Below are 18343 nucleotides of genomic sequence, written 5' to 3'. Positions count from 1 at the left end.
GGCATGAACCCCGTCAAAGAACCTGGCCCAGGGGAAGCTGCGGACTCATCTGTGGCGGCGTCTTCGGACGACCCCGTTTAGGAAATTGATTTATTCCGAGTCCCCGTCCTGCGCCTGACTATCCAGGAGGTGGGCCATGCCAAAAGACCGAACACGATCCAAGCCCTCGGGGTTACCGATCATTCATCCGTTCGCAGCCGGTATCGATATCGGTTCGCGGTTCCATGTTGTCGCCGTCAGTCCCGACTTGTGCGACGAGCCGGTGCAGACATTCCAGGCATTTACCGGCGATCTGCAACGCATGGCTGACTGGCTCGTCGCGACCGGCACAAAGACGGTCGTGATGGAATCGACCGGCGTGTACTGGGTCGCCGCCTACGAGGTGCTAGAGTCCCAGGGCCTTGAAGTCATTCTGGCCAACGCACGCGAGGCGCGCGCAGTCCCCGGCAGGAAGAGCGACGTCAACGACGCACAATGGCTGCAGCGGCTGCATGCGTGCGGATTGCTGCGGGCAAGTTTCCGGCCTGGCCGCGACATCGCGGAACTGCGCGCGTACCTGCGTTCCCGCGAAAGGCATACCGACTACGCCGCCGCGCACATCCAGCACATGCAGAAGGCGCTGACCTTCATGAATATCCAGCTGCACCATGTGATCGCGGATATTACGGGCGTCACTGGGATGCGGATCATTCGCGCGATCGTCGCCGGCGAGCGCGATCCGGACAGACTGGCGGCAATGCGCGACGTCCGTTGCAAGGAAAGCCTTGAGACCATTCGTCATGCGCTGGTGGGCAACTACCAGCCCGAACACGTGTTCGCCCTGAAACAGGCGCTTGCGCTCTACGATTTTTACCAGCAGTGCATTGACGAGTGCGACGTTGAGATCGAACGAGCTGTCGCGATTCTCAATGTCGCTCACCCGATTCCGGAAGCACCGCTGCCGAAGGCGAAGCATCGCAGCAAGATGCCCAGCGATCCCAGCTTCGATGTGCGCACGGCCATGTACCAGCTTGCGGGGACCGACCTGACGCAAATCCACGGCATCGGTCCATTCCTTGCGCTGCGCCTGATCGGCGAATGCGGAACGGACCTGAGCCGATGGCCAACCGCCAAGCATTTCACTTCGTGGCTCACGCTTTCGCCCGGCTGCAAGATCAGCGGTGGCAAGGTACTGTCATCGCACACGCGCAAAACCAGCAGCCGCATCACAGTCGCGCTGAGGCTTGCGGCGGTGACCGTTGGAAGAAGCAATACCGCGCTTGGCGCATTCTACCGGCGCCTTGCCGGCCGGATCGGGAATGCCAAGGCCGTGACCGCGACGGCGCGCAAGATCGCTGTCCTGTTTTATAACGCGATGCGCTACGGCATGGACTACCGCGACCCGGGTGCGGATCATTACGAACAGCAGTACAGGGACCGTGTTATCAAGCAGCTTCATCGCCGCGCGGCGCAATTTGGATATTCACTGCAACCTCAGGGTTCGCCAACGTGAAGGTGAGTTTCTTAGGAAAGCCGCTGCGTACTTCGCCAGGGAGTCGATGTGAAGTACGCATTCATTGAGCGCAATCGACGCCACTGGCCGGTCTCGGTGCTATGCGAAGTGCTGGAGGTCAGCCCCAGCGGATATCATCAGCGCCGGCAACGCACCGCGCAGGACAGGCCGCACCGAAGCCGCTTGAGCGACGATGCACTGCTCGCAAACATCAAGGCGATTCACGCGCAGGTCAAGGGCGAGTACGGCTGGCCGCGCATGTGGAAGGAACTGCTCGCGCGTGGCGTGCGCGTGCGCAAGGAGCGGGTTCGCAAGCTGATGGCGCAGCATGGCATTCGCGCCCGCCACAAGCGCAAGTACATCGCGACGACGAACTCGAACCACGATTTGCCGGTGGCGCCGAATCTGCTGGAGCGCAATTTCACCGCTACCGCACCGAACCAGGTCTGGACGAGCGATATCACCTATCTGGCGACAGCCGAGGGGTGGGTGTACCTCGCGGTCATCATCGACCTGTTCAGCCGGCAGGTGGTGGGCTGGTCGATGCAGCCGCACATGAAGGCTGAGCTGGTCACCGACGCACTGCGTATGGCGTGGTTCCGGCGCCACCCGGAAGCCGGCGTAATCGTCCATAGCGACCGGGGTAGCCAGTATTGCAGCGGCCTGTTCCAGGACGCGTTGAAGGCCTACGGCATGCGTTCGTCGATGAGCCGACGCGGCGATTGCTGGGATAAGGCTTGCGTTTCACACTACACCTCCTCGCGGCGATCAGAAACGACGTCGGGATGGCGACGCCGGCAGGACAGCTTGACGCCCATCGCCTTTCTGGGCGCGTTATTGCCCGGCGGGTCGTACAGGCACTCGTTCTTGTCGCTGTAGGCGTGACCGCGGATGAGTCCGCGACGGTTCCATATCTTCACGCTCGTCGGCGTGACGTGCAGCGCGTCGGCCATCTCCTGCAGCGTCAGGAGACCCGCTTCGCGCAACCGGTCATAGCGCGGCTTCAGACAGTAGTTGCGCTGCAGGCGCGCGACCATTTTTGCATTGAAGGGCCTACCCGTGCCCGAGGGCGCACCACGTGCGTTCAGAATATTCGCGATCTGCAGGACAGTATGGTGATTGAGCAGTGCGTCAATCTCCTCGATCACCGCGGCGGGGGTGACCCATCGCTGCCACGATTTCAGCGGCAACGGCAGCCTGAGGGTCCGGTGAGCGCCGCCCTTGAAGCGGATGTGTGCGGTAACCTGCTGGTCGCGGTTCAGGGTGACGTCTTCCAGAAGCAGCCTCATCATGCGTTTGCGTTCCCGGTCGGGCGTGGCGGGATCGCGCCATAGCCGGGGGAAGTTGGACGCCAGCGAGACGATGACGGCGCGCTGCTCGTCCGTCAGGATGCGCGCGTCCTGTTCGCGGCGACGCTGATATTCCTCGTTAGCCTCAGTCAGCGCTCGAAGCTTATGGTTCCAGTCCGCTTCGAGCGAGTCGGCAACCAGCCGGTTCTCGGGGTCGACGCGCATGTAGCGACGCTGCGCCAGATCGGCTTCATACCGGGCGCGCTCCACCTGCTTGTGACGCAGACGGTCGGCTTCTTCGATGCGGGACTGGAGTTCGCGCTGAACCGCCAGGCTCACCTCAATGGCAAGCGGATTGAGCGCTTCGACGAGCAGTTCGCCAATGGCCTCATCGATGGCCGCGCCGTGGATGCGCTGGCAGACCGGTTCGGCCTGCTCGATGCCTTCGCGCTGGCAGATGTACTCGGGACACAAGCCGCCCTGGCGGCTGTGATAACGGACCGTCATGCGGTTCCCGCATCGACCACAGACCACGAGTCCCTGAAGAAGTGCTGGACCCTCACGCGGCGCGCCACGGCGCCGGTCGGCTCCGATCACCTGTGCGCTCTCATGCAAACGCTTCTGGTTGTGCTCGTACTCTTCCCAGGACAGATAACCGGCATGGGCACCCGGAATCAGCGTATCCCACTGGTCTCGCGGGGCGCGAATCACACGCGTGCGTCCATCGACTGTCCTGCGCGTATGAGTGCGACCGTAGACGAACGCGCCGGCATACCTCGGGTTGTGCAGAATGCGCACCACCTGGCTGTGACCGAGACTGCCCCACAGCAGTTCGCCTTTGTGCGGACCTTTGCAGCACCGTCGCGGAAACGCCAGCTCGAGGTGATGCGCAGCGCGTGCGGTGGCCATCGCCGATCCCGTACCGCGGAAGGTGTCGAACAGCCACCGCAGGCAGTGCTGGACCTGCTGGTCCGGATCGAGAACGACCGCGCCCGCGGCGTTATACACGAAGCCGACAGGCAGACGCATCTGCAGCTCACCACGCCTCGCCTTGCTTAGGATTCCTCCTTGCAGTCGTGCGCGCAGCACATGCAATTCGGCCTCGCTCATGGTGCCCTTCAGCCCCAGTAACAGCCGGTCGTTGAAGTGAGCAGGATCGTATACGCCATCCTCGTCAAGGATCAAGGTGTCGGTGATTGCGCAGATCTCGAGCAGCCGGTGCCAGTCGGTGGAGTTGCGCGCCAGGCGCGATACTTCCAGTCCAAGCACGATGCCGGCGTGACCCACGCCGACTTCGGCAACCAGGCGCTGGAAGCCTTCGCGATCCGCCGATGAAGCGCCGGACTGGCCGAGATCGCTGTCGATCACAATAATCCGGTCCTCGCACCACCCCAGGGCAACGGCCCGCTGGCGCAGCGCGTATTGGCGTTTGGTGCTCTCGGTGTTCTCGAACACCTGACGCAGCGTCGATTGCCGGATATACAGATAGGCGTTGCGCTTCAGATGGCTCGCCTGGACCTTCTGGTGAGGATCGCTCTTCATGCTGTTGCCTCCTGACGCCCATGTAGAAGCATTGAAGCCAGAATCATCGTCGCCTCCTGATGCAGCGTGAAGGGGACGATCCCTGTCTCACCAGGCGGCGGCTGCCGCCGTACAACCGTGGTCGCGCACTGCGCCCATGCCTGCATCCACGCTCTCATGCCGCTGCGCATCAACAGCACGAGGCCCTGGCCGCGAGGAATCTCGCACGGCAGTCCAAGTGCCTGCTGTCTCAGATCTTCATAACGCGAGATCAGTCCGTCATTGCACAGCGCACGGTCCGGCAATGACACGGACGGTTTCGTTACGGTTTTTTTTGGCGCAGAAACTGCCGTTCGATACTGCGCGGATGAACCTGTACGCCGAAGTTCTGGTGCACCAGGCTGGCCAGTCGCTCCGCTCGCACAGCCGGCTCGGCAACCCGCGCCCGGTTCAGAAACTCCATCACCGCCGGCGTCAATTTATGGCCGCTGCGCGGCCCGGTCTTCTGCGGAATCAAGGCCGCCAGTCCGCCCTGTTCGAAGGCCGCCTGAGCCTGATAGAACGACGGGCGGGAGAAACCGAATGACCTGGCCGCTTCGCTGATCGGCCGCTTGTCCACGCGCACCGCGCGCAGCATCTCGTACTTGACCTGCAGCAGATCGTGGGGATCGAAGAACTCTCCGTCCCGAAACAGCGGATGCGTCACGGCATCGGGGCGCGGATTGAGGCTCGCCTGCTCCCGCAGCGCGCGGTGCTTGTCCTCGTTGCGTCGGTCTGTCGCCATGCACGAACTCCAGAGAGGGCGGCCAAGTCAGTGTAAATATAATTATGTACCATAGTTCTGAATATGCAAGTCCAATTTCTGGAATATATGCGCGAATATGGCCGAATAAATGGACCAATACTGGAACACAGGATCGCCATAGAAGGCGACATCGGGCATGATTGACTTTACATATTCGGCGTATTTGGCTTTACACGTGCTTGCGCTGTTCATGGCTCCAGCGTCGCGATCAAACGCCCCAGTTCAAGCAGTTCTTCCACACGAAACAAGGCGCGTCCGGCAGCGACCACGTTGAATGGGTCCTCGCCGACGACGCTCGTCCAGCTGGCGGGCAACGCCCGCAGTCGGCCATTCGCGTCGTGAAACCAGACCCTGTCCTCATGCCAGTTCTGGGCGTGAAGGACCAGTTCGAATTCCTGCAAATGAAGGGGATGGTACGGATGAGTTACCTGAAAACGTCGGCTTCCAGCGTTACTCACGGGCGCAGTTGTCTGCGGACTCCAACGCGCCGACCGAAAGTCTGTGGGGTTCGCTGAAGGTCGCACGTATGCATGGACGGCACTTCGCCACGCGGCGTGCCGCGATGGATGAGGTGATTGACTGGCTGGGCTTTTACAAGTGCGTTTCATACTGCCCAACCTCGCTATGTTGTTGATAAATCTAGAGAGCCCTGTTGTGTCGTTGGTATTGTGGGGTGTCCGCGCCGTGCGCGAGCCCGTCCGACGAGTTCGGTAACTGCGTCCCCGGTCAGCGAAGCGCGATTGAAGATCCATGGCCCGTTGGGTAACGGATGTTCGGCTGGGATCTTGTTGCGCTCAACTGCGAGCCTGAGCGTTCCGGGGCTCACACCGATGAACGCCGATGCCTCGGTCAACGTCATCCATCCTTCAGCAGCACGTCGCTCGCTCGAATAGACCGGGATCTGATGGTGGCTGCGCAACGCGGTGACTCGCTCCTGGGTCCAGAAGTTACCCCGGCCGGTTCGCAGGTCATTACGATTGAGCACGCCGGCAATCACCAGATCCGGACAGATACGGACGAGCTGGCGCACGGCATCAATTGCTTCACGTGACGTATGCGTAGTGTTCTCTCCGCGGCGCCGCCGCGGCACGCGAATCTCGGTATGTACTCCGCCCTTCCAGTGAATGACGAGCACGATTTCGCTCGTTGCGTCGTCAACGTCAACGACGACTTCGTGGATCAGGGTGCGCACTATGCGCTTCTTCAGGCGGGCGTCGGCCTGCGGCCAGATCGATTCCAATGCAGTGGCAAGATCGGCAAACTCCTCTGGCTGGGTAGGCGGTATCTGGCCGGATGTGCGCGACTGTTGCTCGATACGCGATTCCAGTTCCTCTACGCGTAGTAGCGCATGATTCCAGCGCCGCTCCAGTTCGTCGGCGACAAGCCGGTTCTCGGGGTCAGCAGCATCGTACTGTTTCTGCGCGCGTTGCGCGGCGTAGCGTGCAGCCTGAAGATCCCGCTGCAACGCGGCCAGCACTTCGTCCTGCTTCAGGGTCTCTTCTTCGCGCGCCACGATTGCTGCCTCAATTGCCGCCGGTTGAACGACCTGCAAGACCGCCTCGGCGATGGCCGCGTCCGCGCGTGTGCCACCGAACGCAATACAACGCGGTTGCCCCTTGTCCATCCAGCCGCGATGACAGCTATAGCGCAAGGCGTCGTGCCTGTTACCCGTGTAGTGTAGCGTCAGCTTGCTCGCGCAGCGCCTGCAGCGCAATCGTCCCGCCAGCAGGGCCTCACCGTTCTTCGGGGCGCCAGCGTGTCCGGCCAGACGCAGGTTGCCGCTAATGGCACACTGGATCCGTTCGAATTCGTCCCAGTCAACGTACCCTTCGTGGGCATTCGGAATGAGCGCAAGCCACTGATCCCGTGGTTTGCGGCGATCACGTTTGCGTGGTTCCCCAGCCTCGTAATGGATCGCGCATTCGGTCTTGCCATAGGCATACGTGCCACCGTAGATCGGATTGGTCAGGATCCGGTACACCGTGCCGTAGCTCGGCCGTTTCCATTGGATTTCGCCGCGCGGCATGCATGCCGGCAACTGCAGGCCGTGCTCCAGGAACCATAACAACGTCTGACGCACCGAACCAATCGCGCCGAACTGGCGGAATACTGAGCGGATGGCGTCCTGCACGCGCAAATCCGGATCCTTCTCCAGGCGCTGGTCTTCGGTCTTGCAGTAACCCACCGGCGCCGCGACAATGAGTTCGCCGCGTTTGGCCTTCTCCCGACGAGCTTCGAGCGAACGCTGACGCAACAGATCCAGCTCGTATTCGTTCAGGCTGCCCTTCAAGCCGAGCAGCAAACGATCGTTGCTCTGCCGCGGTGAGTAGACGGTCTCCTGATCGACGAGCCCAAGACAGACCTCTGCGACCATCCGTTCGAAGCCCGTGCGCGTTTGCGTTCCGGCCGCAGAGCGTCCCAGATCCTCGTCGATCACCTCGATCTCGTTCCAGCCCAACTGATGCAGACGATCCTGCATCGCATACTGCAGCTTCTGGCTCTCCAGATTGTGGCTGACCTGGTAGGCCGACGACTGGCGCACGTACAGCATGGCCTTGCGCGCCAGATGCTGCGCCCGAATCTTGTCACTCATCGCGCACCTCCGGCTCGTGTACGGCGGCGAGCAGCCCGCGACGGTGTTGCCGCAGCAGTTGCGCCAGCAAACGCACCGTCTGCTGCCGGACCTCTTGCGGCAGGTGCGCCCATTGTGGTGTCTTCGGAAAGGGACGGAACAGGTCGAGTTGACCTCCCGGTTGGGGGTTTGTCTGGCGTCGCATCAGCACCTCCTGTACGGAGCAAAGGATGGTGCTCGGCTTGTACCATACCGCGCGGCGTGGCAGCAGGCGCCTGCGCCAGCAGGTACTTCAGTTCCCTCAATGCTTCACAGCTGACGGCGGGAGACGTTGCCGAGGTAATGCGACAGCAGGCAACGGGATCGAACATCCATTGCGGCACCTCCAGCAAGCCCGCCGTGTCGAACGGCTCTCGCCCACAGCGCAGCACTGACTCGGCGTTCTTCCTCTCTATCGTGGTGAAAATCCATACCGTGTGCCCGTACCACGGGTGCCAGCGGTAGAGAACCTCCTTTGATTCGCTGATATGGGCGTTGTGTTGACGGCTTGTACAATGCGCATCGACTACACTCGACACTCGACTACGTCAGTCCCATGACATTCGAGAAAAACTGGTTCGCAGCCCAGCAAGGCGAGGCTGCGTAATTTCCTCGGTTAAGGGATTCGCCAAACAGGGGCAAGGTCAGCCACCGCGAACCTCAGTCCTTGAAGACTTGAATCCGCTGCAACAGACGGCAGTAGGTATAGCCAATTTAACAGGCGTGAAAGCTCTCAAAAGCTGGCTGACATGTAGGGAGATTTCTCGACGTCCACAAAAACTCCGGGATATGTACCGAGATTTCCGCTCGACAAATATTTCGCGACACGTGGAAGTTCGGTGAAATGCCGGAATCAGCGGAACGCCTGTTGGGAAGCACCTTGCGTGTTCGGCGCGATGAGTCACCGACGAAGATGCGCAGCCGGCTCGTGCGAGGCGGTCGGAGTCCAGGGTCACAGGGCAAGCTTGGCCGGTAATTTGCAGCCGCCTGGGGATGTTGCGCATGTGTGGATTGGTGACAGCGCTGGACTTATCTATGATGAGGTCCACAAGAACTGGCGCTATCGTGCGCGAAACGTCAAGGCGTTTACGACCAACGAAGACTTTCAAACGCTCTTCGGTTTGCATCCGCCCCAGAGCGTATGCTACCTCTATCCTCGGCGGCTAAAGGAATCCAGGCGAGTCGCATCGTACGTGCGCAAGGGTGTGCTCGACAGCGACGACGTACTGAAGCTTCCGCCGGGTGCTGCGACAACGGTCAAGCGTCTTCAAGAGGTGCGCCTCCACCAGCAGAAATTCCGCAAGGCGTTGTTCCTGCGGTGGGAGGGAGCTTGCGCGGTGACCGGGGTCGAAGAACCGCTTCTCCTCAGAGCAGTGCGTTAGTGCCCACAACGGTTTGCTGCTGGCAGCGGGTTTGGATGCACTCTTCGACAAGGGCTTCGTGACCTTTGACGAACAAGGCAAGCTCGTGCGGTCACCGAGACTGACATCGAACGCCGCAAGTGCGTTTGCCCTCAACTTCACCATGCGATTGGCCGACGCACTGTCTGCGGAAGCGGAGGTGTTCATGCGGCATCACCGCGAAAAGGTATTCCTGAAGACAACGCCGGCGCCGCGTCGGTATCAAGGAAGGCGACTGTGTGCATGCGAATTTAACCGTAAAGGGCGGTATTAACATTCACACCTCGAATTGTGACCGCTGCGCTTTCGCGCAGGAACTGGAAAAGACGCGGGAGGCCATGCCAATGGGTCAGTCTGTCACGGAAGAACTGCGACGGGGAGCACGCTACTAAAATCTCGAGTCTCGTCGCTCGTGCGGTTGCATTCGCGCCCACGATTGCTACTGGCAATCTGTGTACGTCTGACTTCCCGCGTGCTGAGATGATAGTCGGCCGTGCCGCTGCCGTGCCGCTGCCGCAGCCGCTTGCGCCTGCACAGCCTGGGCTTGCACCTGAAAAAAAGCCCGCAGATGGGCGGGCGAAGAAACATGTGCGCAGGCCGGGGTGCCGCACGCACGCCTAAACTTTAGGCTCTATTCGAGAATTTACTTTCAAATCTTCTGTAACTATTTGTTTCGTAATACAAGTCTGCGTCCTGCAAGTTGCCGATGACGCGCGCATATCGGGGTGCTAACTGGTCGGTGCGGAGCAATGCTATTTCCGCCGCGCGCGGGCAGGGACGCCAAACACGGTGTTAGCGCGTAGTCGTCGCGACTGAGACCTAATCGGCCAGTAAAGCTCTACGGCAAAGAGCGCGGCAGCTTCACTGTCTCGTGCAAGAAGAAGCTCAGGCTTTTGTCGTTGACCGTGTTGTCGCCGGGGCTGGGTTCGGGCGCTCGGGAACGTTGAATCCGAGGTAGATGTCACGGGCAGCAGTGCGTCAGGACGTCGACCCAGGCTGGGGCCAAGGCCAACCCTTCTTCTCGTCGGGCACATCCCACTCCGCAGGCGGCGCGGCCTCGACCGACGCCTCGACCGGACTCGCCTCCTCTGCGGCATCGTGCGTCGGTTCGGCCGAGGCGTCCCCTTTCATCTTGGGAAGCCCGGTCCCAAACCACTTCACCTTCTTCTGGATGTGGGCGACATACGCGTTCCAGCCGTCAGGGTTGCCATCAAAAAGGTCGTGCTGAACGGTTGACGCCAGCGCATTCTGGTTGAGCTCCATCTCGAGCAGCTCCTTTGGCCACAGGAAAAATGCGCTCGCAACGCGTGCGCCGAACTCGGCCACCGTCATCTTCGGGGCAAGCGCCCGGAGGAACTCGAAGTCCTGCAACGATTCCTGTTGCGTCGCAAGCTGCCTCACCTGCGCGTCCGGCCGACCTGTCTTGGCTAGACAGCTCAAAGCTTCGAGCATGTCCCCGAGGTGAAGCAGCAGTTCTCGTCTATCAAATCGGTCGTCCATTGCAGTATCTCCATTAATTGCGTCCTTGTTGGATGATACAAGCCGGTCTGGCGGTGACGTTAAGCGACCGTGTTATCTGGGACACCAGGTCCTCGGGATTGTCGGTGGACTCTGCAATTTCGTGAACGATTTTCTGTGAGTCGGGCGGCTCACCGAGCGCGCTGAAGAGGGACCAGGTCACAAAAGCGTGCACGCCTCGTCGAAATCAAGGCGCGGCCCGCGTGGATGGAGCGCGGAAGCATCACCGTACCCCAGGTTGCACAGGAAATTCGATTTGAGGTGGCCCTCCGGGAAGAACTCTTCGTCAGTGTCCTGGTCGCTCTTTCCGGCTCCAAAAAACTCCTCGTCGACCTTGGCATTGTCGAATCCGGACATCGGTCCACAATCAAGGCCCAATGCGCGAGCGGCGAGAATCAGATAGGCCCCTTGCAGAGACGAGTTGCGCCTCGCAGTTGTGTCGACCAGTTCCGGCGTGCTGGCGAAGTGGTCGCGCATGCCGGGGTTGTGTGGAAAAAGCGTGGGAAGTTTTTCATAGAACTTCAGGTCGTAGGCGATGATGGCGGTCAAGGGAGCGTTCCTTACCTTGTCCACGTTCCCGGGAGAGAGCGCCGGTACCAGCCTTTCCTTGGCTTCCGTGGTGCGAAGGAAGACGATTCTTGCGGGGTTGCAGTTGGCGCTCGTGGGTGCCCACTTCATCAGGTCGTATAGTCGCCGCAGTGTTTCATCGGCGACGGGTTGGTTCAGCCACGTGGTATGTGCGCGAGCTTCACGGAACAGAAGATTGAGTCCGTCATCATCCAGTACCTTGTTCATAAAATCCTCCTTGATTGGGAAGGCTGACGCGACCACTCGCGGTGCGCTTCGGCTAACGAAATTGTAGTCGAAGGGCATGCCGACAGCTACTTTGTGGACCGGTGGTAGCATCAGGTCCACCTCTTGAAAAACGTCGACCTCGTAATGGAGACGATTCGAAATCCCGGCTCGCCGGACAGAGAAATTCTGGCGGGTATGCTGGCCAGGGCTTTTATACGTGACCCACTCGCGCTCCACGTATTCCCGGAAAACTTGGTTCGCCAGCGAAGGCTGGTAGCTGTCTACCGACTCTACCTTCGCGTATTCTCGCGTAGCGGTATTGTTGTCACCAACAATGAGCAGAGCGCTGCAGCACTTTGGTTACCTCCCGGTCGCTACCCGCTGTCGCTGGCCGCACATCTACGTTTACTGCCACGCATGGCGATGGCTACCGGTTTGACGGCACTCCCCAAGGCACTGCATGTGTTGGGTCAGCTTGAGCAGATGCATCCTCGCGGCCGAAGGTTCTGGTATCTCGGTGTCCTGGAAGTTGAACCATACAAGCAACGCACGGACCTTGGGAGCGCCCTGCTCAAGACGGGACTCCGCGTGTGCGACGAAGAGGGCACAGGTGCGTATCTCGAAACTGCTGAGCCCAGCAATCTGCCGTTTTACTCGGCGTACGGATTCAAGGTACTGGGTACTTCTGAGTTGCGCAATGGACCTCGCGTCTGGAGCATGTGGCGTGAGGCACGCGACACTCGAGATTGTTGACGGGAGACCGCGGCAACAATGTCGCGAAAGCGCTGGCGTTTGCCGAACGGCGGCGCGCTTCGCACGAGGAGCGTGCCTGGGACACGGAGACAGCGCGCTAACGGTATGGCGCTGGACAAACGTGTCTCGCTCGTGCCCTCGGGCGATGGCGCGTCCTTATTGCGTAACGACTTAAGCCATATTCCTTCGCGCGATTCGGGTAATCGGTTGTTTCGGCAGATGCCGTAGTAGATTTCGCGGCTATAGCGTGGCCGTCGCATTGCGCCCATTACAGAACAATCCGAACTGAAGATTGAAAGCATTACGGCCGGACCACGACAATTTCCGCGCCCTCTCGACAGCGGTGTCCTGTCCGGTTGGGCGCAGGCGAGCCATCTTGTCTCTGGACAACATCTGAAGAAACCCATCTTGCACAGAGGGCGGAAGGGCCATCAGGAACTTCAGCTTAATGGGTGTGAACAGTCGATGGTAATGCGGCTGCGGCATTCCATCAGGGCGAGTGCGGGAAAATGCTGATGTCTAGCGACTGCCGCCTCACAAAGCTGACTCGTGAGATTGCCGTCAGGGTGAGGTCAGGTCTGTTTTCTCGAGCAGCGCATCGAAGGCTTCCCGCGCGTCCTTCAGTTCCTGCATGGCCGCCGCGAATCTGGCCAATCCCAAAGTCGTTGGTTGCTTATGTGGGTCTCCTGCGTAGTGCGCTTCCAGCCGTAGTGACGCGGCTTGTACTTCTCGCGCGGCGGTCACCACGCGCTCGAGGGCGCGTGCCTCCGCCGAGACCTTTTTCTCTTTCATCGTCGTTGTTTCCTGGGGACCGGGCGCGACCACCGTCCGGACGCTTCGGTCGGCGTTTGGCGTTGCTTCCCTGAGGCTGCCTGCATTGGAAGCACGCAATGCGCCGACTCTAAAAGATGCGTCGGATTTAATCGGTGCGAGACGTCACAGATGGTCGCCGCTGGAGTCGCGTCATCGGTCCGCAAAGTCTGCTGCCGACAATACTATCGGGGCGCCGGCTTTCTTGAGCATTCTTCTTTCGACGGCTGCCGTTATGCGCAGGTGTCCGTCGGCAAACGCTTTCAATACGCGCGCCTGGTTTGCGCCGGCCGGCAACCAGAAATGCCGTTCGAGCGCGTCGCGGGTGATTGAGCATTGCACCGACTGGTTGCGAAAAGATGCAACGAAAGCAACCACTTTTCCGTCTGAAGAAACGCGGGGTTCTGCGGTGAGGGTGTCGTCCATAGTTGTATAGATTCCTTATTGACTCGAACGCAGGGTTGCCGCCGAGAGCACCCGCTGGCATACCCGGTCAATAATAAATCAGATGGCCCCCGGGGTTGACCGCTGTCGAGTCCTTTCGTTAAGCGGAAGCGTCACCGCAACCCATAGGGTAGCGGGCGCAGTGCAGTCAGGACGGTTCGCAGCGGCGCCTGTCCCGACCCGATAGCCTGAGACTTTCTTCCCTTGTAGTTGCATTTGCAACCAACTCGCGACTTCGATGGCGTGGTGCTATAGAAACTCCGCAATGGCTATCGATGAGGCGAGTTTGCCAGGATGTGCGAGCCCCTCTGCCGGTTGGCCTAAACTCATCGACTGTTCCGGACTGGAGACTGGCACTTCAGGCCGGAAGGCATCGATGCTTTCCAGCAGTCTCTGCAGTCGTTGTTGTTGGTTCGGTACAAGTCCCGGCGTCGCAAGTACCTGAAGAACTCGCCCACGCCAGTAAGTTCTGGAGAAGAGTGAATTCGCGCCTTCTGCGCCCAGCACCTGCTCGAGATGCGCTATCGCGGCGTCGATGTCGCGGAACGTGTAGGGGCTTTTGCCCGTCGAACCTCTGTCGGTGGCGGTCATTGCATGCGCTCTGATTTACCTGCTCTTTCTATCCGGCATGTGCACGAAAGAACGGTGGCACTCAATTATTCTGCTATAGAAAATATTTCAATTTGGTCGAAAATTGACATCAAGCAATACAGCAAACGGGCTGCTGAAATAACCCCATCGCACGGCACCATGCCGCAAGCAAGTATGGTTAGCTCCCGGTTTCCGGCGGGAACACGTGCCATGTGCCGTCGTCGTGCCGGAAGAAAAAAAGCGCAACCGAACCTTCCGGTCGCTGTGCCTCAACGCGCACATAGCGTCGCCGGCTGGTGCCAGTGCGACCGAACCGGGTTACCCGAATCTGCGTCGAAAAAGTTGGTGTCAGCCACTTTTCAACCAGGAGCCGCAGGGGCCTTTCTGCCGTGTTCATCCACACCTCCTCAGCCTCGTTGCCGTTGTCCCGGCGTTGCCATGTGGCACTCGCTTAGATAGACCTTCGGCCGCGAGGAATGTGGTCGCTTCCCGCGATTGATGCCAGACGAAATCAAACGAAGCTACGGCAGGCAACCTGCGCAACTTCGCCTGAAAATTTCTGGCTCAAGAGATTGGTTTCGTGACGGCGTTCGAGGCGTGCTGGTCGCTTCCGGACGCCACAGGCCACCACCCCAAAAAACCGCGCCGGGGCTCGCGTGAAAGATTTGATAGCGGTGGCTACGACAAAACGCTATTACTTCCCGGCGGCTTCGACCGGTGCCGGAAGCTGTCGAGTCCGCTTGGCCGAGGCCGGCGACGCAGCGTTGATATTGTTTTCTGCAAGCTCCACTGCCTGCCTGGCTGCCTTCCTCGCTGTTTCATACGCCTTGTCGGCCGTCGCACTTGTCGTCGTCATGAAAGTCTTCAATGCCGCCACAGCGGTTTCGCTTCCTGCCGGCGCGTTTTTTCACGAGGCTGTCCACGAAAATCTGCGCATCGAGTTGATACTGCTTGAGTTGCGCTTCGGCGACCGCCGCGAATTCGGCTTGGGTGCCGGAGGTGATTTCGTAGACGAGGCGCCAGTACGACTGCGCCTTTTCTATGAGGGGTTGAACCTGGCTTCCCTGTTGAGTGAACAACGCCTGCGGGGCTCCGGCTGAAAATCCCTTGGCCAGGATTCCCTGATTTTCGGCGAGGGTCGATTTGGCCGCTTGCATATTCAGTTCGACCAGCTTTACAACGCCGGCAAAAGCTTTGGTCAGGAGGCCAAACGTTGTGTCAACACCGGCTTTTTTCGCGGCGACGATTTGTTCCGGGGTAAGACTGCCCATCACTAACTCCATAGAAGGTGAAGTGACCGATGTCAGCAAGTCCAATGAATGAAATCGCGCACTATGGGTCACGAAAAATGAATGATTGATGCGATGCAGCAATATCTCATTCTATGGGGTAGCGCGTGAATGTCAATCACCTGTTCCATCGCAGCGGTGCTCAGTACGTGAGAGTCCGCTAAAATGCCCCGTCGGCGTTGGGTCACAGACGGTTTACAGGGAAAACCCTGGCAACATTTCTGGGCTTCGACCGGGTGCGAGACATGGGCCTTTCACGGGACGTGTGCAGCGCCGCAAAAGTGTTGCAATCCACTCGCCGGGCCCGCTAACGAATGCTTCGAAGCTGCATGACCAAAGCCGTTGCCTGCGCAGAAAGTTCGTCACCGGAAAAGCCGAGGCACGAGCCTGATGTGGTGCAACGAAATCGTTCAATTTATTTTTCGTTTGACTTCGGTATACATGCGGAGGAATAGTTGGAACTGCGACTGTTACGCTGTTCCGGCTGTGATATAGCGCAATGGGAGAGTCCAACATGGTGTCATGAGGCCGTCATGGCGGACGCATAGATTCATTCGGCATCGAGGAGAATCGGTGCTGAATCGCTTAAAAAAATAAGCTGGGAGATAAAGAAGATGAATCGGGCCACCCTGAATATTGACCATCTCGAGCGTACTGCCGAGAATGACCGCCTCAGGCGTGCCTTGGCAGCACGCCTCGACAGGGCGTTCAAACGGGCCGGCATCAGTTCTGCGCGCGCAGCGAAGTGGCTGGGCGTGAGTGAATACGACGTGCAATATTGGCGACGTGGAATCACCGTCCCGCCGCTGAACGCCTGTATGCGTCTCGCCACCGTCCTCAATCTCGACGTTCACTGGCTTTGCACAGGGCAGACTCAGGTCGCCTGATGCGCACTGTATTGAAATTGCAGTGAATGGCGTCGGTGTCACGCGGGCCCTCCTCACACGTTCTGATGCGCACACCTCAGTCGGCATCGCTTTCGAAATGACACCGCTGTGCGCATTTCTGATGCGACACAGCAGGTGTTTCCGCAGAACATAGGGGTATCGATGTGAAGTCAGCTGAACCAAACGGGGCGTTCGAGGAGCCGCCGCGCCTGAATGAATACGAGATGGAGTCGGCGCGCGGCGCCTCGCATATCGCGAGCATGATGTACGAGGAAAGCATGCTTGCGGCGGTCAGGGAAACCATTCTGGAGTTCGAGGCCAGGCACGGACGCGACGACATGAAGGCATTTGCAGGGGCACTTCGCAGAAGACTGGAGCAGCGCGGGAAGCCGGCTGCGGCCAAGGTGCTACAGGACTTTATCGAGTGCGGCCGTTTGCCAGAGGGGGTACCCAGCGCGGCACCCGGACCTGTGTCTGCTCGCAAACCCGTCGCCCGGAAGCGAAAAAGCACGGACTCACAGAAGGCGAAGGCGCGCGAATCAGCGTAAGCCGCATGCATGCACGCGAACCACAAGTTTGAATCCTTAACCGCAACAGCAACCGAGGGTAGAACATGTCAAAGCGAATCGCTTATGTAACCGGGGGTATGGGTGGAATTGGTACGGCGATATGTCAGCGGCTTTACAAAGACGGGCTAACGGTCGTGGCCGGATGCGGACCCAACTCACCACGGCGGGAGCGGTGGCTGGCCGAGCAGACCGCCCTTGGATTCTCGTTCGTTGCTTCGGAGGGCAATGTCGCCGACTGGGAGTCCACAGAAGCCGCTTTCGCAAAGGTAAAGAAAGAGGTCGGTGAGATTGACGTGCTGGTGAACAATGCCGGCATTACGCGAGACGGTGTGTTTCGCAAGATGTCGCGTGAGAACTGGAACGATGTCATCGACACGAACCTGACGAGCCTGTTCAACGTGACCAAGCAGGTCATCGAGGGGATGGTCAGCAGGGAGTGGGGGCGAATCATCAACATCTCATCCGTGAATGGCCAGAAGGGGCAGTTCGGCCAGACGAACTACTCGACTGCCAAGGCGGGTATTCACGGCTTCACGATGTCGCTTGCCCAGGAAGTGGCAACGAAGGGCATTACCGTGAATACGGTTTCACCGGGATACATTGGCACGGATATGGTTCGTGCCGTACGTCCTGAAGTACTGGATGCAATCGTCCAGAGCATCCCGGTTCGCCGTCTCGGAGAGGCCTCGGAGATTGCCTCGATTGTTTCGTGGCTTGCCGGCAACGAATCAGCCTTCGCGACGGGTGCAGACTTCTCACTGAACGGTGGGCTCCATATGAGTTGAGGCCTGCGCGACGCCGGTGCATGTGAGCAACTGAAAGCACCGTAGTCGCGCGCAAGGACGGATGACGATGGGCGCAAAGCCTCGCGACGCGCTTGCTGGTAACGGGGCGTCCGCGATGCGATGCGGCCATAAACCGCATCGACTCTCATCGGCGTCTTTCGGGGAAAAGTGGCGTTCGCGTTTTCACGGGATGCATAGTGGTCTCCGGCACAAGCTTGCCAACATGAGCTGTGTCGTCCGGGTCGCTTAAACGGGGTTAAGCGTCTTTTATTTCATCGTTTGGACCGTCGAACAGCGCCACGCTTGCGGCGGCATTACACGACGCGGCGGTTGATAGCGGTCCGCCACACAGTGACATCAAGCGAACGCTCGTTCGACGTGGGCGCGACGGTCGTTCGCACATCGATGACGCTATCCGTGAATTCCGGGCGCTGAGGCCAACTATCCGAAGATTCTATGGAGTTGACAATGGCCACAAGCCGCAAGTCTGCATTCAAGAGAATCAACCAGTCGGAAATTCCCGGGACGGGCGACAAACTCGGACCCGCACTCGCGCCGGTTGCCACCGCCTTTGCAGAGGAGCTCGCGGCCCTGTTGGCAGCCGTCCTGGATGGTCGAAAGAAACGAACGCTCGACCGACTGTCGCAGGCTCTCAGCGACGCCGTTCCCGAGTTACTCCGACGTGCGGTTGAGCAGGAATTGCTCGCAGGAGGAGAGGCGGATTCAGAACGTTGCGCGATGCTCGTCGCCGCACTACATGCGGGTGCGACGCCTGCGCCCCGAA

Annotated in this window: 19 protein-coding genes and 1 pseudogene; 8 read left to right on the top strand and 12 right to left on the bottom strand. The window is 59.6% G+C overall.

The window, feature by feature from the left end:
- Positions 1 to 136 precede the first annotated feature (136 nt).
- Both B0G77_RS00105 and B0G77_RS00100 read left to right on the top strand, forming a co-directional pair.
- Positions 137 to 1492, top strand: a complete 1356-nt coding sequence (locus tag B0G77_RS00105; RefSeq protein WP_133660310.1) for an IS110 family transposase — start codon at positions 137 to 139, stop codon at positions 1490 to 1492.
- A gap of 27 nt (positions 1493 to 1519) precedes the next feature.
- Positions 1520 to 2224, top strand: a pseudogene (locus B0G77_RS00100) (IS3 family transposase); the annotation flags it as partial.
- Between the two features lie 17 nt (positions 2225 to 2241).
- Here B0G77_RS00100 and B0G77_RS00095 read toward each other — a convergent pair.
- The 6 genes from B0G77_RS00095 to B0G77_RS00070 all read right to left on the bottom strand — a co-directional run bounded on the left by B0G77_RS00095 (position 2242) and on the right by B0G77_RS00070 (position 7884).
- Positions 2242 to 4323, bottom strand: a complete 2082-nt coding sequence (locus B0G77_RS00095; RefSeq protein ID WP_133660309.1) for a recombinase family protein — start codon at positions 4321 to 4323, stop codon at positions 2242 to 2244.
- Entirely contained in the window at positions 4320 to 4613 is a 294-nt protein-coding gene (locus B0G77_RS00090) for a hypothetical protein (protein ID WP_133660308.1), read from the bottom strand. The genes B0G77_RS00095 and B0G77_RS00090 overlap by 4 nt, the downstream gene beginning before the upstream one ends.
- A gap of 11 nt (positions 4614 to 4624) precedes the next feature.
- On the bottom strand, positions 4625 to 5086 hold the full coding sequence (locus B0G77_RS00085; RefSeq protein WP_133660307.1) for a helix-turn-helix domain-containing protein: 462 nt from the start codon (positions 5084 to 5086) through the stop codon (positions 4625 to 4627).
- 209 nt (positions 5087 to 5295) lie between these two features.
- The gene (locus B0G77_RS00080) at positions 5296 to 5565 is read right to left on the bottom strand and encodes a DUF5372 family protein (protein WP_133660306.1); all 270 of its coding nucleotides are present in this window, start codon (positions 5563 to 5565) and stop codon (positions 5296 to 5298) included.
- Positions 5566 to 5729: 164 nt separating this feature from the next.
- The gene (locus B0G77_RS00075) at positions 5730 to 7700 is read right to left on the bottom strand and encodes a recombinase family protein (protein ID WP_133660305.1); all 1971 of its coding nucleotides are present in this window, start codon (positions 7698 to 7700) and stop codon (positions 5730 to 5732) included.
- Complete coding sequence (locus B0G77_RS00070) at positions 7693 to 7884, bottom strand: hypothetical protein (protein WP_133660304.1); 192 nt, start codon at positions 7882 to 7884, stop codon at positions 7693 to 7695. Before B0G77_RS00070 ends, B0G77_RS00075 begins: the two co-directional genes overlap by 8 nt.
- 838 nt (positions 7885 to 8722) lie before the next feature.
- Between B0G77_RS00070 and B0G77_RS00065 the strand changes: the two genes are divergently transcribed.
- Positions 8723 to 9100: a hypothetical protein gene (locus tag B0G77_RS00065; protein WP_133660303.1), complete on the top strand. Its 378-nt coding sequence runs from the start codon at positions 8723 to 8725 to the stop codon at positions 9098 to 9100.
- Positions 9101 to 10096: 996 nt separating this feature from the next.
- Here the strand turns inward: B0G77_RS00065 and B0G77_RS00060 are convergent.
- Together B0G77_RS00060 and B0G77_RS00055 are read right to left on the bottom strand one after the other, a co-directional pair.
- Positions 10097 to 10618, bottom strand: a complete 522-nt coding sequence (locus B0G77_RS00060) for a hypothetical protein (protein ID WP_133660302.1) — start codon at positions 10616 to 10618, stop codon at positions 10097 to 10099.
- 177 nt (positions 10619 to 10795) lie between these two features.
- The gene (locus tag B0G77_RS00055; RefSeq protein ID WP_133660301.1) at positions 10796 to 11431 is read right to left on the bottom strand and encodes a malonic semialdehyde reductase; all 636 of its coding nucleotides are present in this window, start codon (positions 11429 to 11431) and stop codon (positions 10796 to 10798) included.
- Between the two features lie 123 nt (positions 11432 to 11554).
- On the opposite strand from B0G77_RS00055, the gene B0G77_RS00050 reads away from it, so the two are divergent.
- On the top strand, positions 11555 to 12184 hold the full coding sequence (locus B0G77_RS00050; protein WP_133660300.1) for a GNAT family N-acetyltransferase: 630 nt from the start codon (positions 11555 to 11557) through the stop codon (positions 12182 to 12184).
- Between the two features lie 561 nt (positions 12185 to 12745).
- On the opposite strand, the gene B0G77_RS00045 is transcribed toward B0G77_RS00050, so the two are convergent.
- From B0G77_RS00045 to B0G77_RS00025, 4 genes are all read right to left on the bottom strand, one after another.
- Positions 12746 to 12976, bottom strand: coding sequence for a tetratricopeptide repeat protein (locus B0G77_RS00045; RefSeq protein ID WP_133660299.1), 231 nt, complete (start codon positions 12974 to 12976; stop codon positions 12746 to 12748).
- A 171-nt stretch (positions 12977 to 13147) separates the two neighbouring features.
- Complete coding sequence (locus tag B0G77_RS00040; protein ID WP_133660298.1) at positions 13148 to 13420, bottom strand: DUF1488 family protein; 273 nt, start codon at positions 13418 to 13420, stop codon at positions 13148 to 13150.
- A gap of 267 nt (positions 13421 to 13687) precedes the next feature.
- Positions 13688 to 14029, bottom strand: a complete 342-nt coding sequence (locus B0G77_RS45465) for a hypothetical protein (RefSeq protein ID WP_347814144.1) — start codon at positions 14027 to 14029, stop codon at positions 13688 to 13690.
- Between the two features lie 818 nt (positions 14030 to 14847).
- Positions 14848 to 15300: a phasin family protein gene (locus tag B0G77_RS00025; RefSeq protein ID WP_243750878.1), complete on the bottom strand. Its 453-nt coding sequence runs from the start codon at positions 15298 to 15300 to the stop codon at positions 14848 to 14850.
- 632 nt (positions 15301 to 15932) lie between these two features.
- Between B0G77_RS00025 and B0G77_RS00020 the strand changes: the two genes are divergently transcribed.
- From B0G77_RS00020 to B0G77_RS00005, 4 genes are all read left to right on the top strand, one after another.
- Complete coding sequence (locus tag B0G77_RS00020; protein WP_166656094.1) at positions 15933 to 16205, top strand: helix-turn-helix transcriptional regulator; 273 nt, start codon at positions 15933 to 15935, stop codon at positions 16203 to 16205.
- Positions 16206 to 16369: 164 nt separating this feature from the next.
- Positions 16370 to 16753 carry a hypothetical protein gene (locus B0G77_RS00015; protein ID WP_133660296.1) on the top strand — a complete coding sequence of 128 codons (384 nt, stop codon included), beginning with the start codon at positions 16370 to 16372 and terminating at the stop codon, positions 16751 to 16753.
- A 65-nt stretch (positions 16754 to 16818) separates the two neighbouring features.
- Entirely contained in the window at positions 16819 to 17559 is a 741-nt protein-coding gene (locus B0G77_RS00010; protein ID WP_133660295.1) for a 3-ketoacyl-ACP reductase, read from the top strand.
- 468 nt (positions 17560 to 18027) lie between these two features.
- On the top strand, positions 18028 to 18343 hold a 316-nt coding region (locus B0G77_RS00005; protein ID WP_133660294.1), incomplete at its 3' end, for a hypothetical protein.

The organism is Paraburkholderia sp. BL10I2N1 (assembly GCF_004361815.1).
Taxonomy (GTDB): domain Bacteria; phylum Pseudomonadota; class Gammaproteobacteria; order Burkholderiales; family Burkholderiaceae; genus Paraburkholderia.
Note: the sequence above shows the minus strand (reverse complement) of the source record. Positions and strands in the feature narration are given on the sequence as shown.

Bases quoted from the DNA above. Each gene is read 5' to 3' on its own strand.
- B0G77_RS00055 (WP_133660301.1), bottom strand. From the start codon at position 11,431: ATGAACAAGGTACTGGATGATGACGGACTCAATCTTCTGTTCCGTGAA.
- B0G77_RS00085 (WP_133660307.1), bottom strand. From the start codon at position 5,086: ATGGCGACAGACCGACGCAACGAGGACAAGCACCGCGCGCTGCGGGAG.
- B0G77_RS00010 (WP_133660295.1), top strand. From the start codon at position 16,819: ATGTCAAAGCGAATCGCTTATGTAACCGGGGGTATGGGTGGAATTGGT.
- B0G77_RS00095 (WP_133660309.1), bottom strand. From the start codon at position 4,323: ATGAAGAGCGATCCTCACCAGAAGGTCCAGGCGAGCCATCTGAAGCGC.
- B0G77_RS45465 (WP_347814144.1), bottom strand. From the start codon at position 14,029: ATGACCGCCACCGACAGAGGTTCGACGGGCAAAAGCCCCTACACGTTC.
- B0G77_RS00075 (WP_133660305.1), bottom strand. From the start codon at position 7,700: ATGAGTGACAAGATTCGGGCGCAGCATCTGGCGCGCAAGGCCATGCTG.
- B0G77_RS00020 (WP_166656094.1), top strand. From the start codon at position 15,933: ATGAATCGGGCCACCCTGAATATTGACCATCTCGAGCGTACTGCCGAG.
- B0G77_RS00045 (WP_133660299.1), bottom strand. From the start codon at position 12,976: ATGAAAGAGAAAAAGGTCTCGGCGGAGGCACGCGCCCTCGAGCGCGTG.
- B0G77_RS00105 (WP_133660310.1), top strand. From the start codon at position 137: ATGCCAAAAGACCGAACACGATCCAAGCCCTCGGGGTTACCGATCATT.
- B0G77_RS00060 (WP_133660302.1), bottom strand. From the start codon at position 10,618: ATGGACGACCGATTTGATAGACGAGAACTGCTGCTTCACCTCGGGGAC.
- B0G77_RS00040 (WP_133660298.1), bottom strand. From the start codon at position 13,420: ATGGACGACACCCTCACCGCAGAACCCCGCGTTTCTTCAGACGGAAAA.
- B0G77_RS00025 (WP_243750878.1), bottom strand. From the start codon at position 15,300: ATGGGCAGTCTTACCCCGGAACAAATCGTCGCCGCGAAAAAAGCCGGT.
- B0G77_RS00070 (WP_133660304.1), bottom strand. From the start codon at position 7,884: ATGCGACGCCAGACAAACCCCCAACCGGGAGGTCAACTCGACCTGTTC.